Source organism: Pararhizobium sp., from assembly GCF_035497515.1.
GTDB lineage: Bacteria > Pseudomonadota > Alphaproteobacteria > Rhizobiales > Rhizobiaceae > Pararhizobium.
The window spans coordinates 22,708-37,151 of the sequence record NZ_DATJDJ010000191.1; the positions used below are offsets into that span (position 1 = coordinate 22,708).

General features: G+C 62.4%; 19 protein-coding genes. 8 read left to right on the forward strand and 11 right to left on the reverse strand.

The features are described 5' to 3' along the window. Positions 1-290: 290 nt before the first annotated feature. On the forward strand, positions 291-548 hold the full coding sequence (locus tag VL202_RS20380) for a hypothetical protein (RefSeq protein WP_325465901.1): 258 nt from the start codon (positions 291-293) through the stop codon (positions 546-548). Here the strand turns inward: VL202_RS20380 and dprA are convergent. The 4 genes from dprA to VL202_RS20400 all read right to left on the reverse strand — a co-directional run bounded on the left by dprA (position 477) and on the right by VL202_RS20400 (position 4,551). Then, on the reverse strand, positions 477-1,628 hold the full coding sequence (gene dprA, locus VL202_RS20385) for a DNA-processing protein DprA (RefSeq protein WP_325465902.1): 1,152 nt from the start codon (positions 1,626-1,628) through the stop codon (positions 477-479). The genes VL202_RS20380 and dprA overlap by 72 nt on opposite strands. Positions 1,629-1,634: 6 nt before the next feature. After that, positions 1,635-2,240: a glycerol-3-phosphate 1-O-acyltransferase PlsY gene (gene plsY / locus VL202_RS20390; protein WP_325465919.1), complete on the reverse strand. Its 606-nt coding sequence runs from the start codon at positions 2,238-2,240 to the stop codon at positions 1,635-1,637. An 89-nt stretch (positions 2,241-2,329) separates the two neighbouring features. Continuing rightward, complete coding sequence (locus VL202_RS20395) at positions 2,330-3,613, reverse strand: dihydroorotase (protein ID WP_325465903.1); 1,284 nt, start codon at positions 3,611-3,613, stop codon at positions 2,330-2,332. Further along, positions 3,610-4,551: an aspartate carbamoyltransferase catalytic subunit gene (locus VL202_RS20400; protein ID WP_113005646.1), complete on the reverse strand. Its 942-nt coding sequence runs from the start codon at positions 4,549-4,551 to the stop codon at positions 3,610-3,612. Before VL202_RS20400 ends, VL202_RS20395 begins: the two co-directional genes overlap by 4 nt. A gap of 199 nt (positions 4,552-4,750) precedes the next feature. Here VL202_RS20400 and VL202_RS20405 point away from each other — a divergent pair, with 199 nt between their 5' ends. Then, positions 4,751-6,400 (forward strand): acyl-CoA dehydrogenase family protein, encoded by a 1,650-nt coding sequence (locus tag VL202_RS20405; RefSeq protein WP_325465904.1) that lies wholly within the window; start codon positions 4,751-4,753, stop codon positions 6,398-6,400. Here the strand turns inward: VL202_RS20405 and VL202_RS20410 are convergent. Continuing rightward, positions 6,382-7,317, reverse strand: a complete 936-nt coding sequence (locus tag VL202_RS20410) for an AEC family transporter (RefSeq protein WP_325465905.1) — start codon at positions 7,315-7,317, stop codon at positions 6,382-6,384. The two genes, VL202_RS20405 and VL202_RS20410, sit on opposite strands and share 19 nt — an antisense overlap. A gap of 120 nt (positions 7,318-7,437) precedes the next feature. Between VL202_RS20410 and VL202_RS20415 the strand changes: the two genes are divergently transcribed. Continuing rightward, positions 7,438-7,641 (forward strand): hypothetical protein, encoded by a 204-nt coding sequence (locus VL202_RS20415; RefSeq protein ID WP_325465906.1) that lies wholly within the window; start codon positions 7,438-7,440, stop codon positions 7,639-7,641. Further along, on the forward strand, positions 7,638-7,982 hold the full coding sequence (locus tag VL202_RS20420; protein ID WP_325465907.1) for a DUF6105 family protein: 345 nt from the start codon (positions 7,638-7,640) through the stop codon (positions 7,980-7,982). The genes VL202_RS20415 and VL202_RS20420 overlap by 4 nt, the downstream gene beginning before the upstream one ends. On the opposite strand, the gene ruvX is transcribed toward VL202_RS20420, so the two are convergent. Together ruvX and VL202_RS20430 are read right to left on the reverse strand one after the other, a co-directional pair. Further along, positions 7,919-8,413, reverse strand: a complete 495-nt coding sequence (gene ruvX / locus VL202_RS20425; RefSeq protein WP_325465908.1) for a Holliday junction resolvase RuvX — start codon at positions 8,411-8,413, stop codon at positions 7,919-7,921. The two genes, VL202_RS20420 and ruvX, sit on opposite strands and share 64 nt — an antisense overlap. A gap of 7 nt (positions 8,414-8,420) precedes the next feature. Continuing rightward, positions 8,421-8,723, reverse strand: coding sequence for an alkylphosphonate utilization protein (locus VL202_RS20430; protein WP_325465909.1), 303 nt, complete (start codon positions 8,721-8,723; stop codon positions 8,421-8,423). Between the two features lie 83 nt (positions 8,724-8,806). Here VL202_RS20430 and VL202_RS20435 point away from each other — a divergent pair, with 83 nt between their 5' ends. The 4 genes from VL202_RS20435 (at position 8,807) to VL202_RS20450 (ending at position 12,005) form a co-directional block, all read left to right on the forward strand. Then, a complete protein-coding gene (locus VL202_RS20435) occupies positions 8,807-9,511 on the forward strand; it encodes a metal-dependent hydrolase (protein WP_325465910.1) in 705 nt (234 codons plus the stop codon). A 103-nt stretch (positions 9,512-9,614) separates the two neighbouring features. Beyond that, positions 9,615-9,902, forward strand: a complete 288-nt coding sequence (gene gatC, locus VL202_RS20440; protein ID WP_113104348.1) for an Asp-tRNA(Asn)/Glu-tRNA(Gln) amidotransferase subunit GatC — start codon at positions 9,615-9,617, stop codon at positions 9,900-9,902. A 45-nt stretch (positions 9,903-9,947) separates the two neighbouring features. Continuing rightward, positions 9,948-11,429 (forward strand): Asp-tRNA(Asn)/Glu-tRNA(Gln) amidotransferase subunit GatA, encoded by a 1,482-nt coding sequence (gene gatA / locus VL202_RS20445; RefSeq protein WP_325465911.1) that lies wholly within the window; start codon positions 9,948-9,950, stop codon positions 11,427-11,429. A gap of 66 nt (positions 11,430-11,495) precedes the next feature. Beyond that, positions 11,496-12,005 carry a GNAT family N-acetyltransferase gene (locus VL202_RS20450; protein WP_325465912.1) on the forward strand — a complete coding sequence of 170 codons (510 nt, stop codon included), beginning with the start codon at positions 11,496-11,498 and terminating at the stop codon, positions 12,003-12,005. Between the two features lie 81 nt (positions 12,006-12,086). On the opposite strand, the gene VL202_RS20455 is transcribed toward VL202_RS20450, so the two are convergent. From VL202_RS20455 to VL202_RS20470, 4 genes are all read right to left on the reverse strand, one after another. After that, on the reverse strand, positions 12,087-12,341 hold the full coding sequence (locus VL202_RS20455) for a YjhX family toxin (RefSeq protein WP_325465913.1): 255 nt from the start codon (positions 12,339-12,341) through the stop codon (positions 12,087-12,089). A gap of 193 nt (positions 12,342-12,534) precedes the next feature. Continuing rightward, positions 12,535-13,443 carry an NAD(P)/FAD-dependent oxidoreductase gene (locus VL202_RS20460; protein ID WP_325465914.1) on the reverse strand — a complete coding sequence of 303 codons (909 nt, stop codon included), beginning with the start codon at positions 13,441-13,443 and terminating at the stop codon, positions 12,535-12,537. 82 nt (positions 13,444-13,525) lie between these two features. Further along, entirely contained in the window at positions 13,526-13,978 is a 453-nt protein-coding gene (locus VL202_RS20465) for an Rrf2 family transcriptional regulator (RefSeq protein ID WP_325465915.1), read from the reverse strand. Between the two features lie 63 nt (positions 13,979-14,041). After that, positions 14,042-14,362, reverse strand: a complete 321-nt coding sequence (locus VL202_RS20470; RefSeq protein ID WP_325465916.1) for a DUF1294 domain-containing protein — start codon at positions 14,360-14,362, stop codon at positions 14,042-14,044. Positions 14,363-14,444: the final 82 nt, after the last annotated feature.

Below are 14,444 nucleotides of genomic sequence, written 5' to 3' on the forward strand. Positions count from 1 at the left end.
GGAAATATCGATGCCCCGACATGGACAGGGATTCGCCTGCGGTCAAGTGCCGGGTGGAAAATAAGCCCATACAACGCAATGCAACCTATAAGAGATTACGTTTTTATTGCAATTAAAGATAAATGCGTTATCGTTCTTGAAGTGTACCCGATCCCAATGAAAACGAAGCCCGAACAGAGCGTTCGGCACGGTGGGGAACGGGCTGACACGACAAGAGCGTCGTATTGGGTTTCGCTCGAACATGGTGGCCTGCCGATTGGGCGAAGTTGAATGCACAACAGGGAAAACCGATGATTCCGAATTCGAGCGGGGCCGGCAAGAAAGAAACGCAGGCCCATGAAAAGGTCGCCTATATCCGGCAGATGCTTGGTGAACTTCGCGGCGTCGCCAGCAATGAAGGCGCCGACATGCTCTGCTACCTGATCGAGATGGCCTTCGTCGAGGCTGGCGACATCCTGTCCGGAAAACGGCTGTTGTCATTCGCCAATGCTGAGGGAAACCAGGCCGCCGGGATGCCGATGAAGCCGACCGGCAAGATCAAGTTCTAGGAGGACGAGATAGACGGCGGATGCCGAAAGCCCGGTGTGGCGGATGATGTCATCGATCTCGACGGGCGTCGGGCCAAGCGCATCGGTGATCCGGCCGCGATCGTTGTCATCCGGCGGCGGCGCCATCGGGCCGGAATCGTGTTCGCCGGGTTCCTCCGCCTGCGGCGGCGTAAACAGATCGATGCGGCTGAGCGGCGCCAGCGCCTGAAGAATATCCTGTGCCTCGGTCGTGACGATCGCCCCGTCCTTCAAAAGCCCATTCGTCCCATGGCAGCGCGGATCGAGCGGCGACCCCGGCACTGCGAAGACAAGCCGGCCGAAATCGCCGGCATAGCGGGCCGTGATCAGTGAGCCGGATCGTGAGGCGGCCTCTACGACGAGAAGCCCGAGACTGACACCGGCAATCAGCCGGTTGCGGCGCGGGAAGTCACGGGCGCGCGGCTCCCAGCCGAATGGCATTTCGCTGATCGCCAAGCCATTGCCGGCGGTGATGTCGTCGAGCAGGCCGACATTTTCCGGCGGATAGGGCTGGTCGAGGCCGCCGGCAAGCGCGGCGATCGTTCCCGTGTCGAGGCTGGCGCGGTGGGCCGCCGTGTCGATGCCGCGTGCAAGGCCCGAGATAATGGAGTAACCCGTCCGCCCGACATCGCGCGCCATCATCGCGGCGAACTTGGTGCCGCTGATCGAGGCGTTGCGGGATCCGACGATGCCGAGTGACGGAACGGTGCCGATGGCGGGATTGCCCTTGACCGCAAGCAATGGCGGCGCACCGTCGATCTGGCGCAAAGCCGGCGGATAGTCGGGCTCGCCGATGCCGATGAAGCGGGCGCCGAGGCGATGCGCGATCGCCAGTTCCTTTTCGGCTTCGGCGACGGAGGCGACACGGATGGCCCGGGTCGAACCGCCACGCCGCGACAGTTCCGGCAGCATCTCCAGCGCCGTCTCGGCAGAGCCGAAATGATTGATGAGGTCGCGGAAGGTGGCAGGCCCGACATTGTCGCTGCGGATCAGCCTTAGCCAGGCAATTCTCTGTCGTTCCGTCAGCGCAATCCCATTCCGTCCCGCGCTGCCGTTCGACATCCGGTCTTATCCCTTTTCCCCGATCCGGCCCTCGGTCCCGGCCAGAAGCCGCTGGATGTTCGCCTTGTGCTTGATCCAGGTGATGATGCTCATCACCACAAACAGAATGCCGATTTTCCCATAACCCGTTGCCAACAGTACAACCGGAACGACGACGGTTGCAACCAGCGCCGAGAGCGAGGAATAACGGGTGAGCTTGGCCATGCCGAGCCAGACCGCGGCAAAGACGAGAACAATCAGCGGAGCAAGGCCAAGCAGGACGCCGATATAGGTGGCAATGCCCTTGCCGCCCTTGAAGCCGAGCCAGACGGGGAAGAGGTGACCAAGGAACGCGGCAAAGCCCGCGGCGATACCGGCTTCGATGCCCCAGTGGGACGCGATCGCCGCCGCTGCCGTTCCCTTGAGCGCGTCGAGCAAAAGGGTTGCGGCGGCCAGCTTCCTGTTGCCGGTGCGCAGAACGTTGGTCGCGCCGATATTACCGGAACCGATCTTGCGGACATCACCGAGCCCGGCCATGCGGGTGAGGATGAGGCCGAACGGGATTGTGCCGAGCAGATAGCCAAAAAGGAGGCAGCCAAGTGTCAGAGGCAGCGCAAGCTGCCAGGAAAATATGTCGGCCACGTACTGCCTCCCCAATTCCGCCGTTCACCCTGACTCTCTGCCCGTCCTGAACGGGGAGAGGGGGCAAGCCACACGCTCGATCAGAGCGAATAAACCAGTTTTCCCGCAACATAGGTCGCCACGGCCCGGCCGGTAAAGCGGGCATTTTCGAACGGCGTGTTTTTCGAGCGCGACACGATCGAATCCTTGCCGAACAGCCAGGGCTCTTCCAGGTCGATCAGCGTTATGTCGGCCTTGGCGCCGGGTTTCAGCGTGCCGGCATCAAGGCCGAAGATCTGTGCCGGACGGGTGGACAGCGCATCAATCAGGCGCATCAGCGGCACGCCACCGCTGTGATACAGCCGCAGGGCCGCCGGCAGAAGCGTTTCGAGCCCGATCGCGCCATCAGCGGCGTCGGCGAAGGGCAGGCGCTTGGTGTCGACATCCTGCGGATCGTGCGAGGAGACAATGATGTCGATCGTGCCATTTGCCAGCGCCTCGACCATCGCAACGCGATCGTCCTCGCCACGCAGCGGCGGCGAAAGCTTGAAGAAGGTGCGGTATTCGCCGATATCGTTCTCGTTCAGCGTCAGATGGTTGATCGAGATGCCGCAGGTGACGTTGGCGCCACGTTTGCGGGCCGTGGCGATGGCTTCGGCCGATTCCGGCAGCGAGATTTTCGCAGCGTGATAGGCCGCCTTGGTCAGACCGGCGATGCGCAGGTCGCGCTCCAGCGGGATGATTTCGGCTTCGCGCGGCACGCCCGAAAGGCCGAGCCAGCTTGCCAGCAGCCCCTCGTTCATGACGCCGCCGGCGCCCAAATACTTGTCGCGGGTCTCGAGTGCGATGACGGCGCCGAATTCGCGGGCATAGGTCATGGCGCGGCGCAGCAGCAGCGTGTCGTGAAGCGGTTCGCGGCCATTGGTGAAGCAGACGGCGCCGGCCTCGCGCAACAGCCCGAACTCGGTCATCTCTTTACCGTCGAGATGCTTGGTGAGGGCCGCGGCCGGATAGACATTGATCAGCGCCTTGTCTCGCGCGGTCTTCTGGACGAATTCGACCAGCGCGATATCGTCGATCACCGGATCGGTGTCGGGCATGGTGATGATCGAGGTGACGCCGCCGGCCGCGGCCGCGCGCGAGGCGGATTCGATGGTCTCGCGATATTCGCCGCCGGGTTCGCCGACGAAGACGCGCGCATCCACAAGGCCGGGCACGGCGACAAGGCCGTTGCAATCACGGATTTCGGCACCGGCTGGCGCGCCCTTGGCATCCTTGCCGGCTGCGGTGACGACACCGTCTTCGACGATGATATCGCCGGTTTCGTCGAGTTTGCGTGAGGGGTCGATGATGCGTACGTTCTTGAGGACGAGGGAGTTGGTCATGCGCGCGGCCCCTGGTTCTGCGAGAGAAGAAGCGTTTCCATCACCGCCATGCGCACGGCGACCCCCATCTCGACCTGCTGCTCGATGACGCTTTGCGGACCATCGGCGATTTCCGACGCGATTTCGACGCCGCGGTTCATCGGGCCGGGATGCATGACGAGCGCATCTTCCTTGGCGGCCTTCAGCTTTTCGGCGTCCAGGCCGTAATAACGGAAATATTCGCGCACCGAAGGCACGAAGGAGCCGGCCATGCGCTCGCGCTGCAGGCGCAGCATCATCACCACGTCGGCGTCCTTCAGGCCTTCCTCCATCGAGTGATAGACCTCCGCGCCCATGTCGGCGATGCCGGAGGGCAGCAGCGTGGCTGGTGCGACGACGCGGACGCGTGCACCCATCTGGTTGAGGAGAAGGATATTGGAGCGGGCGACGCGCGAATGCAGCACGTCGCCGCAGATGGCGACGATGATGCGCGACAGCTTGCCCTTGGCGCGGCGGATGGTCAGCGCGTCGAGCAGAGCCTGCGTCGGATGTTCATGCTGGCCATCGCCGGCATTGACCACGGAGCAGGAGACTTTCTGGGCGAGCAGGGCGGCGGCACCTGCGGAGGAGTGGCGCACGACCAGAACGTCCGGATGCATGGCGTTCAGCGTCATCGCCGTATCGATCAGCGTCTCGCCCTTCTTCACCGACGAATTGCTGACCGACATGTTCATGACGTCGGCGCCCAGCCGCTTGCCGGCCAGTTCGAACGAGGATTGCGTTCGGGTCGAGGCCTCGAAGAACAGGTTGATCTGCGTCAGGCCGCGCAGCGTCGATGTCTTCTTTTCTCTCTGCCGGGAAATCTTGACGGCTTCGTCTGCCCGATCGAGCAGCAGCGTGATGTCCTGTTCCGTCAGGCCCTTGATGCCCAGCAGGTGGCGATGCGGAAAGAAATCCATGGGAAGCCGCCTCATTTTTTCGAAGTTGCGTGCTCTATAATGACTGTCCGGTAAAGCGGCAAGGCGCAGCCGTTGCAAACCGGTCGCATCCCCATGCTTTTCTGGCCGTTTTGCCGTCGCCAGCAAAATGTTGCGGCAAGCGTGTTTATCCCGTGCCGGTGCTGTTCCTAAGCATCGGGACTTGAGCTAGAAACGCGACATGACTCTGAACCGAACCGAACAGAAACTCGCCGATCTGAACCAGCCGAAACCCTGGTCGGGGATCAACGCCTTCCGCTCCGATCCGCTGCTGGTCGATGTTGCCGCCTCGATGCCCCGGCCGTTGCGGGACGACTTCGAAGCGATCGGCCGCTATGTGACCTCGCCGGAGGCGCAGGACCTCGCGCGCATGGCGAACGAAGGCGTGCCGAAGCTGCGCACCCATGGGCCGCGCGGCGAACGCCTCGATGTCGTCGATTTCCATCCCGCCTGGCACGCGCTGATGCGCCGCTCTATGACCTCGGGCCTGCATGCCTCGGCCTGGGAGAACGTCGCCGACGAGCGCGGCCGCTCGCACAAGGCCCGGGCCTTGCGCTTCTATCTGACCGCACAACTGGAATGCGGTCATCTCTGCCCGTTGACCATGACCAGCGCCTCGGTCGCCGCAATCTCGGCGTCTCCGGCAGTGCAGAAGGAATGGGCGCCTAAAATCCTGTCGCGGAAATATGATTCGTCCAACAAGCCGTGGATGCAGAAATCGTCCGTCACCATCGGCATGGGCATGACAGAAAAGCAGGGCGGCACAGACGTTCGCGCCAACACCTCGACGGCGGAGCGGGTGGGCGAGGGCATCTACCGCCTGACTGGCCACAAGTGGTTCATGTCGGCGCCGATGAGTGATGCCTTCGTCATGCTGGCGCAAACGCGCGACGGTCTCGGCTGTTTTCTCGTTCCGCGCCTGCTCGAGGACGGTTCGGCGAATGGCCTCAAGTTCCAGCGGCTGAAGGACAAGATCGGCAACCGCTCGAATGCGTCGTCCGAGGTGGAGTTTTCCGAGACGTTCGGCTTTCTGCTCGGAACGGCGGATGCCGGCATCCGCACCATTCTCGACATGGTCACGCTGACGCGGCTCGATTGCGCGCTGGCATCTGCCGGCATGATGCGCGCTTCGCTGGCCGAGGCTGTGCATCACGTGCGCGGCCGCAAGATTTCCGGCAAGCCGCTGGTTGCCCAGCCGATGATGACGCGCGTTCTCGCCGACATGGCGCTTGACGTGGCGGCTGCAAGCGCGCTGTCCTTCCGTCTGGCCGAAGCCTTCGACAAGGCGCGCGACAGTGCCGAGGATGCCGCCTATGCCCGGATCATGACGCCGGTCGCCAAATACTGGAGCTGCAAGATCGCGCCGGCGCTGATCTACGAGGCGATGGAATGCATCGGCGGCAGCGGTTATGTCGAGGAACGTCCGATCGCCCGGCATTATCGCGAGGCCCCGGTCAACGCGATCTGGGAAGGCTCCGGCAATGTCATGGCGCTCGATGTGCTACGGGTCCTGACACGCGGCAAGGATCTGTTCGAGTTGCTGTTTCAGGTGATCAGCCGCGATCTCGGACCGGCCGGAAAGAAGACCGTCGATGTCCTGAGAGCCGCGATGTCGCTCTGCGAGCGCGACGAGGGAGCGGCCCGCATGCTGGTGGAGCAACTGGCGCTCGCTGCTGCCGCTGCCGAACTCTATCGGCTCGGGGCAGGGCGCATTGCCGATGCCTTCCTCGAATCCCGGCTGGCCGCCGGCTGGCGCTCGACCTACGGCATGCTCGATTCGCGCTTCGATTCCGCCTATATCGTCGACCTGCTCTATCCGGCCGCGATATAGCCGGTGACGGTCAGTACCAGCGGAATGGTGAAGAACGAGACCACCGTCTGAATGGTGGCGACGGCGGCATAGAGCGGCGCATCGCCACCCATCTGCTTGGCAAGAATATAGCCGTTCATCGCGGTCGGCACGCCGGCGCCGAGCGCGATCACCAGAAGCGCATCGCCGCGAATGCCCAGAAGCCAGCTGCCGCCGACCATGAAGACCGGCATGATGATCAGCTTCAGGAAGACGGTAAGCAGCGCGACACGGCTCGGTCTCAGCGCGTCGGCAACCTTGAGACCGGCGCCCACCATCACGAGGCCGAGGCTGAGCGACGCTTGCGCCAGCATCTCGATTGCGGTCAGCACCGGATCATAGACCGTCAGCCCGAACAGGTTGATCAGGATGCCGAGCACCGAGGCGACGATCAGCGGATTGGTGGCGATCTTGATGACGAAATGACGCATGCCCTTGGGGCCGCCGTTGAAGCCGATCAGCACGCCGATATTGCAGAGATTGATCGGGATGATCAGCAACGTCATCACCAGCGCCGTCAGGCTCAGGCCGAGCGGGCCGTAGAGCTTCTGCGCGATCGCAAGAGCGATGAAACCGTTCCAGCGCGTCGAGGTCTGGAAGACCGAGGTAAAAGCGGAAGATGAAACGTGGCGTGCGCGCAGCAGGGGCCAGAGGAGCAACAGTGCCGCCGACATCAACGAGATGCTGCCGATCGTGGCGACGGCGGTCGCGTCGGTCTTCATGCCGGCGAAATCGGCTGTCGCGAGTGTCGAGAACAACAAGGCAGGAAAGAGGATGTAATAGCCGAGCTGCTCCAGTCCGTCCCAGAGCGTGATGTTGATCAGCGGCGATCGCTTCAGCCAGACGCCCAGCGAGACGAGCAGGAAGACCGGCAGGATGCTTTCGAAGATGATCGTCATGGGAAGCCTGAAGAGGGGTGGTTTTACCGATACCCTCTTGTCCACAGGTCGGCAACCGCGCGCCCGGAAATTAACCTTAACAAATGGTTTACGTTGCGCCGGCAGGGTTAACGGGCAAGAGTGAAATCCGACGAGAATATTAACGATACCCAGCATGAGGCAGGTTCGGTGAGAACTGGCTTGACGATCATCATGATGATGTTTTTTGCAACGCTGACGCTCGATCTGGCGGTCCCGGCCGTCATTCTGGTCGGCCTGCTTGCCCTGGATTGGCTGTCGGCTTTGTTCAAACGCGGCTTTATCGGCGAGGGGAGAACGGCATGAAGTGGTTTCTCATTCTCTGGGCTTGCCCGGTCCTGCTTCTCACCGGCTGGTATGGTCTTTCCTTCTACGACATGAATTTCGGCATCTTCATGCTGACACGCCAGGCGCATGACCTCGTCTTCGCAATCTATGGTCATGTGCTCGGCATTCCGCCGGAAAGCATTCCGCCGCTGGTCGCTCGCGCCATCGCCTTCGACAGTCTGATCGTCTTTGCGATCATCGCGTTTCGCAAACGCCGCGAGATCCGCGCCTGGTACCGGCGGCGATTCCCGGCCGCTCAGCCTTCGGAGCCGGCCGCAGCCCCTTTCGCGAGCGATGCCAATCTGTCGAGCGCGCCCTGAAGGATAAAGCTGGCGGCTGCAGAATCGATCCGTTCCGCCCGCTTCTTTCGAGAGACGTCCATCTCCAGCAGCGCCCGTTCGGCGGCGACCGTCGACAGCCGTTCGTCCCAGTAGACGAAGGGCAGGCTGGTCTTTTCCTCCATCAGCCGCACGAAGGCTTTCGTCGCCTGCACGCGCGGTCCGCTTGAGCCGTCCATGTTGACGGGCAGGCCGATGATGAAGGCGGCGACTTTTTCCCTTGCCGCGAAATCGAGCAGCAACCCGGCGTCCTTGCCGAATTTCACGCGTTGGAGGACCGGGCGTGGGCTGGAGAAGCGGCGGCCTATATCGGAAACGGAAAGCCCGATCGTCTTGGTTCCGAGGTCGAGCCCAGCCACCGGCTGGCCCGGCAGAAGTGTGCTCGACAATTGTTCGATCGTCAGAGTGGGCATCCCGGGCTCAGCGCTTGCGGACAAATTCGGTGCGCAGCACAAGGCCCTTGATACTCTCATGACGGCAATCGATCTCGTCCACGTTGTCGGTCAGCCGGATCGACCTGATCACAGTTCCCTGCTTCAGCGTCGTGCCGGCGCCCTTCACCTTGAGATCCTTGATCAGCGTCACCGAATCGCCATCGACAAGCTGGTTGCCGGCGGCATCGCGCACGATCGCTGCTTCAGCGGCGGCCGCGGCCATTTCGGACGCCGGGCGCCATTCGCCGGTTGCCTCGTCATACACATATTCGTCATCGGCAGTTGTCATCGTCATTTCCAATTCACACTCAATGTCATTCGCGTATATCCACCTATGTCATATTCTTCCGTAAGAATCCAAAGGAGCACGTCATGAAGATCAAATGGCTCGGCCATTCCGCCTTCCGTCTGGAAACCGCGACCGCGAAGATCCTGATTGATCCCTTTTTCACAGGCAATCCGTCCTTCGACGAATCCTCTCGCAAGGATGCCGCCGCCGGCCTGACGCATATCCTCCTGACACACGGTCACGGAGACCATGTCGGCGATACGATCGCGCTGGCGAAGGAAACCGGCGCCACCGTGATCGCCAATGCCGATCTCGCCGCCTGGCTCGGTTCGAAGGGGGTTCAGGCGCTGGAGATGGGCAATACCGGCGGCACCATCCATCTCGGCGGCTTTTCCGCCACCTTCGTCAATGCGCTGCATTCCTCGGCGCAACTGACCGAGGACGGCGTATCGCATTCGCTCGGCAATGCCAATGGCCTCGTGTTGCATTTCGAGGACGAGCCGACGCTCTATCACATGGGCGATACCGATATCTTCTCCGACATGGCGCTGATCCACGAACTGCACCAGCCGGACATCGGCCTCGTCCCGATCGGCGATCGTTTCACCATGGGCGGTGCCGTGGCGGCGCTCGCTTGCCAGCGTTTCTTCAAGTTCGGCACCGTGCTCCCCTGCCACTACGGCTCGTTCGGCATTATCGACCAGACGCCGGAACTGTTCGTCGCCGCCATGGACGGTGCCGCGACGAAAGTAGAGACCCCTGCCGCCGGCGGTATTGTCTCGCTGTAGCCGTCGAAATGCCCGAGCAGCACGCAACGCGGCGATTCCCCCGTTGCGTGCTCGGGGCTTGGTGATTATAGCGGGTAGGAAATTTTGTACTCGGAGACTATCCATGTCAGTTGACCTCGCCACCGTGAAGCGCGTCGCGCGTCTTGCCCGCATTGCCGTCACCGAAGAGGATGCGCAGCGCATGACCGGCGAGTTGAATGGCATTCTCGGTTTCGTCGAGCAACTGTCGGAAGTGAATGTCGAAGGCGTCGAGCCGATGACATCGGTCACGCCCATGGCGATGAAGAAGCGCGTCGATGCCGTCACCGATGGAAACAAGGCGGACGATATCGTTGCCAATGCGCCGAACGAGGACCGGAATTTCTTCCTCGTCCCGAAGGTTGTCGAATAAACCTTGCCGCGCCGCCCCAACGCACCTGATTTGTGAAAGCCTGCCATGACCGACCTGAACCGCCTGACCATTGCTGAAGCGCGCACAAAGCTTGCCGCCAAGGACATCACCGCCGTCGAACTGACGGAAGCCTATATCGGCGCGATCGATGCAGCCAACGGTGCGCTGAATGCCTATGTCGTGACGACACCGGACAAGGCGCGCGACATGGCCAAGGCATCCGACGCCCGCATCGCCGCCGGCAAGGCTGGTGCGCTCGAAGGCATTCCGCTCGGGATCAAGGACCTGTTCGGCACGGAGGGCATTCATACCCAGGCCTGCAGCCACATTCTCGACGGATTCAAGCCGAAATACGAATCGACCGTCACCCAGAACCTCTGGAACGACGGCGCCGTCATGCTCGGCAAGCTGAACATGGACGAGTTCGCCATGGGTTCGTCGAACGAAAGTTCCTATTACGGTCCGGTGAAGAACCCCTGGCGCGCCAACGGTTCCAACCTCGATCTCGTTCCGGGCGGCTCATCCGGCGGGTCGGCCGCGGCCGTTGCCGCCTTCCTCTGCGCCGGCGCCACCGCAACCGATACCGGCGGCTCGATCCGCCAGCCGGCTGCGTTTACCGGCACCGTCGGCATCAAGCCGACCTATGGCCGCTGCTCGCGCTGGGGCATCGTCGCCTTCGCATCCTCGCTCGACCAGGCCGGCCCGATCGCCCGCGACGTCCGCGACGCCGCGATCCTGTTGAAGTCGATGGCATCCGTCGACGCCAAGGACACGACCTCCGTCGATCTGCCGGTGCCGGACTACGAAGCCTCGCTCGGCCAGTCGCTGAAGGGCATGAAGATCGGCATTCCCAGGGAATACCGCGTCGATGGCATGCCGGAAGAAATCGAAACCCTTTGGAGCCAGGGCATTGCCTGGCTGAAGGACGCGGGTGCCGAGGTCGTCGATATCAGCCTGCCGCATACCAAATATGCGCTGCCGGCCTATTACATCGTCGCACCGGCCGAAGCCTCGTCCAACCTTGCCCGCTATGACGGCGTTCGCTACGGTCTGCGCGTCGATGGCAAGGATATTGCCGACATGTATGAAAAGACCCGCGCCGCCGGCTTCGGCACCGAGGTCAAGCGCCGCATCATGATCGGCACCTATGTGCTGTCTGCCGGCTATTACGATGCCTATTACCTGCAGGCGCAGAAAGTCCGCACGCTGATCAAGCGCGACTTCGAACTCGCCTTCCATGCGGGCGTCGATGCCATCCTGACCCCGGCCACGCCGTCGTCGGCCTTCGGTATCGCCGACGAGGATCTGGCGTCCGATCCGGTCAAGATGTACCTGAACGACATCTTCACGGTGACGGTCAACATGGCTGGCCTTCCGGGCATCGCCGTGCCCGCCGGCCTCGATCACAAGGGCCTGCCGCTTGGCCTGCAACTGATCGGCAAGCCGTTCGAGGAAGAAACCCTGTTCAAGACGGCGCATGTCATCGAACAGGCCGCCGGCCGGTTCTCGCCTGCAAAGTGGTGGTAATTTCATCGGCGCTGCTGGTCAAACGGCGGCGCCGATGCTCTATTCGCGGTGGAAAGGGTCCGCCGCATGATCACGGTTCGCGTTGCGCGTGAAAATGAAATTGCTGCCTTGTCGGCCGTTGGGCTTGACGCCTGGGAGCGGGCCGTTTCCGGCCTCGCCGATGCCAAGGCGATGCGGCGGATCGCCGAACTCTCGTTTCTCTCCTTTCTCCGATCCCAATGGTTTGCCGTCAGCGTCATCGAGACCGGTGGCGCCATCGCAGGCTGGGCGGCGCGCGAGGATAATGATGGCAGCATTTCCGACCTCTGGATCGTGCCCGCCCTGCAGCGAAGCGGTCTCGGTTCGCTGCTGCTCGCCGATCTCGAACGTTTAATCAAGGCTGAAGGCTTCGAGGCGGCCATGGTCAAGACGCATGCCCGGAACAGGCAGGCGATCGGCTTCTTTCGCAAACATGGATATTCCGTGAGTTCGCTCTCGACCGCCTATGCGCCGAAACTCGACCGCGACGTGGAATCGATCGGCATGACGAAGATGCTGGAAGAGCCTGTGATCCATAAGGGGCGGGAGTGGTTCTGAGTGCCGGCATCAACCGTCACCGCGATCCACTTCCTCCTATAAAGGAACCGGCGGGCACTTTGTGCGCCCGCCGGTCCATGTCTAACGGTTGTTCAACTGCGCGCGGACCAGGACGAGGCCGCGCTGGGTGATGCGGTACGGCCGGCCGCCGGAAGAGGCGATGGCCCTCTTGCGTTTCAGCTTGCGGAAGAGCGCCAGCCCGAAATCGGGATAGAGCCAGCCGTCTCGCGTGAAGCATTGTGCCTTGTCGACGGTCTTGCCCGTCCGAATGACTTCGATGCGGCCGCCCTGGGCCATGAGGTGAAGAATACGCTGTTCGTCGCGTGAAATGTCCATTGATGGTGAGATCCGAGAAGCGTTCGGTTGAACGCATGAAAACGGGTCTGGCGTTCTTTCGAACGTCAGGGCTTCGTTTTCCGGCCCGTGCGCGCAAAGCAGTTTTGCGGGCAGGGCCCTCAGGCAATCTCAGACGAGGTAAACATAAAAACTCCAAGGGACGACTGATGTTTAGGCGGCCATCGGCTTGCCGTCAAGAATGTGCCGTTGCAAACATCAGCGACTGATGAATGCCGAGGCCGGCCATGACGCCATCGGCGGAGGAGAGCGTGATATTGCCGAAGGCGCGGGCATTGTCGCCGGCGGCATAGACCCCGGCGATGCTGGTTGCCTTCATGGCATTGGTGGCGATGATCTTGCCGGCCGGGCTGTCTTCCAGCGAGCAGCCGAGATCCTGCGCCAGCGTGCCGCGCAGGTGCAGGTCGGGGGCGGCGAACAGCGCCTTGACCGTGATGCCCTTGCCGCTTGCGAGCCGGACCTGCATCGGCGTGTCCGTCTCGCCCTCGATGGCTGTGACGACACCCGGTTGCAGGCTGACCCCGCGCTGTGCCAGAAGATCGAGCGTCGCCTCGTCCGGCTCCGGCATGCCGTTGGTGAAGAGCGTGACGTCGCCCCAGTCGGCGACCACGGTCGCCTGATGCGCCGACATCGGATGGGTGGCGATGACGCCGATTGCGCCGCCACCGATCTCGTAGCCGTGGCAATAGGGGCAATGCAGCACGGTCTTGCCCCAGCGCTCCCGCAGGCCGGGTATATCGGGCAGGCGGTCCTCTACGCCGCTCGCCAGCAGGATGCGCCGGGTCGGGATGCTGTCGTGTCCGTCAATGCGGACGTTGAAATCGTCGGCCGCACCTACCGCAGAGTCAGCTTCCCCTTGCACGAAGGTCACGGTGGGATAGGCGGCAAGCTGCGCACGGGCTTCGGCGAGGATTTCGGCTCCCGACTTGCCGTCATGTCCCAGCACGCCATGCGCATGGACGGAAAAACGGTTGCGCGGCGTGCCGCTGTCGATGATCGTCACATGGCGGCGGGCGCGGCCGAGGATATAGGCGGCGGAGAGGCCGGCGAAGCCGCCGCCGATGATGATGGCGTCCTGTTGCATGATCGTTCCTTCTGTCATGGCTCCGCCAACCGGATTCCATGCGGGAATCCGGTGCGTGAGCAGATTGAGGTGGTTGGGACCGTCAGCCGTGCGGTTTAAGCGCGGCCCGGTGTTCGGCAAAGCGCCGCTTGAAGTCGTCGGCGAGTGCCGCCAGCGTGACTTCGCCAAGTCGCGCGATCAGCATCGCCTCGGCATCGCGGAAGGCGTCGTCGAGCGCATGATTGACGGCTTGCTCGACAAGGCAGCCCGGGCTTTCGCTGACATTGCCCATCTGGAACAGCATGGGCTCACCCAAGGCCGCGTAGATGTCGCGCAGGCTGACATCCTCGAGGGCACGGGCCATCGTCCAGCCGCCACCATGGCCGCGGCCGGAGGTGACCAGGCCCGCCTCGCGAAGCCCGGCCATGGTGCGGCGGACGACGACGGCATTGGTTTGCAGGCAGGCGGCGATCTCTTCCGAGGTCATCGGGCGATCCCGTTCTGCCATGTGGAGAAGCGCATGCAGGACGGCGGAAAGACGGCTGTTTCTTTTCATGTAATAATAATAGTTACGAATATGCGCGCCTGTCAAGACGGATGGCAAGGCATGTTTCGAATGTCAGGAACCCATCTGCCCGGCGAGAGCCATTGCATGGTCCTTCCAGAGGGGGGAGGAAAGCCAGGCGATCAGCACGAAGACATGAAGGGCGACGATCTGCATGAGCTCGGTGCGAAACGGCTCTTTGCGGGTCTTGTGACGAAGCAATTGTTGCCCTGCGACCGCTCCGAGGCTGCCGCCGAACAGCGCGAGACCGAGCAGCCTGCCTTCGGGAATGCGCCAATGCCCTTCGCGGGCCGCGTCCTTGTCCCACCAGAACATACAGAAGGTGACGATGTTGATCAACAGGATGATCACGACGACGGTTTGGCTGATTGTCATGGTTCATTGTGACAGGGAGATCTGAACGGACTGCAAACGTGCGGTTCCACCCCGTTTTGCATACCTGCCGCGCGCGACAAGC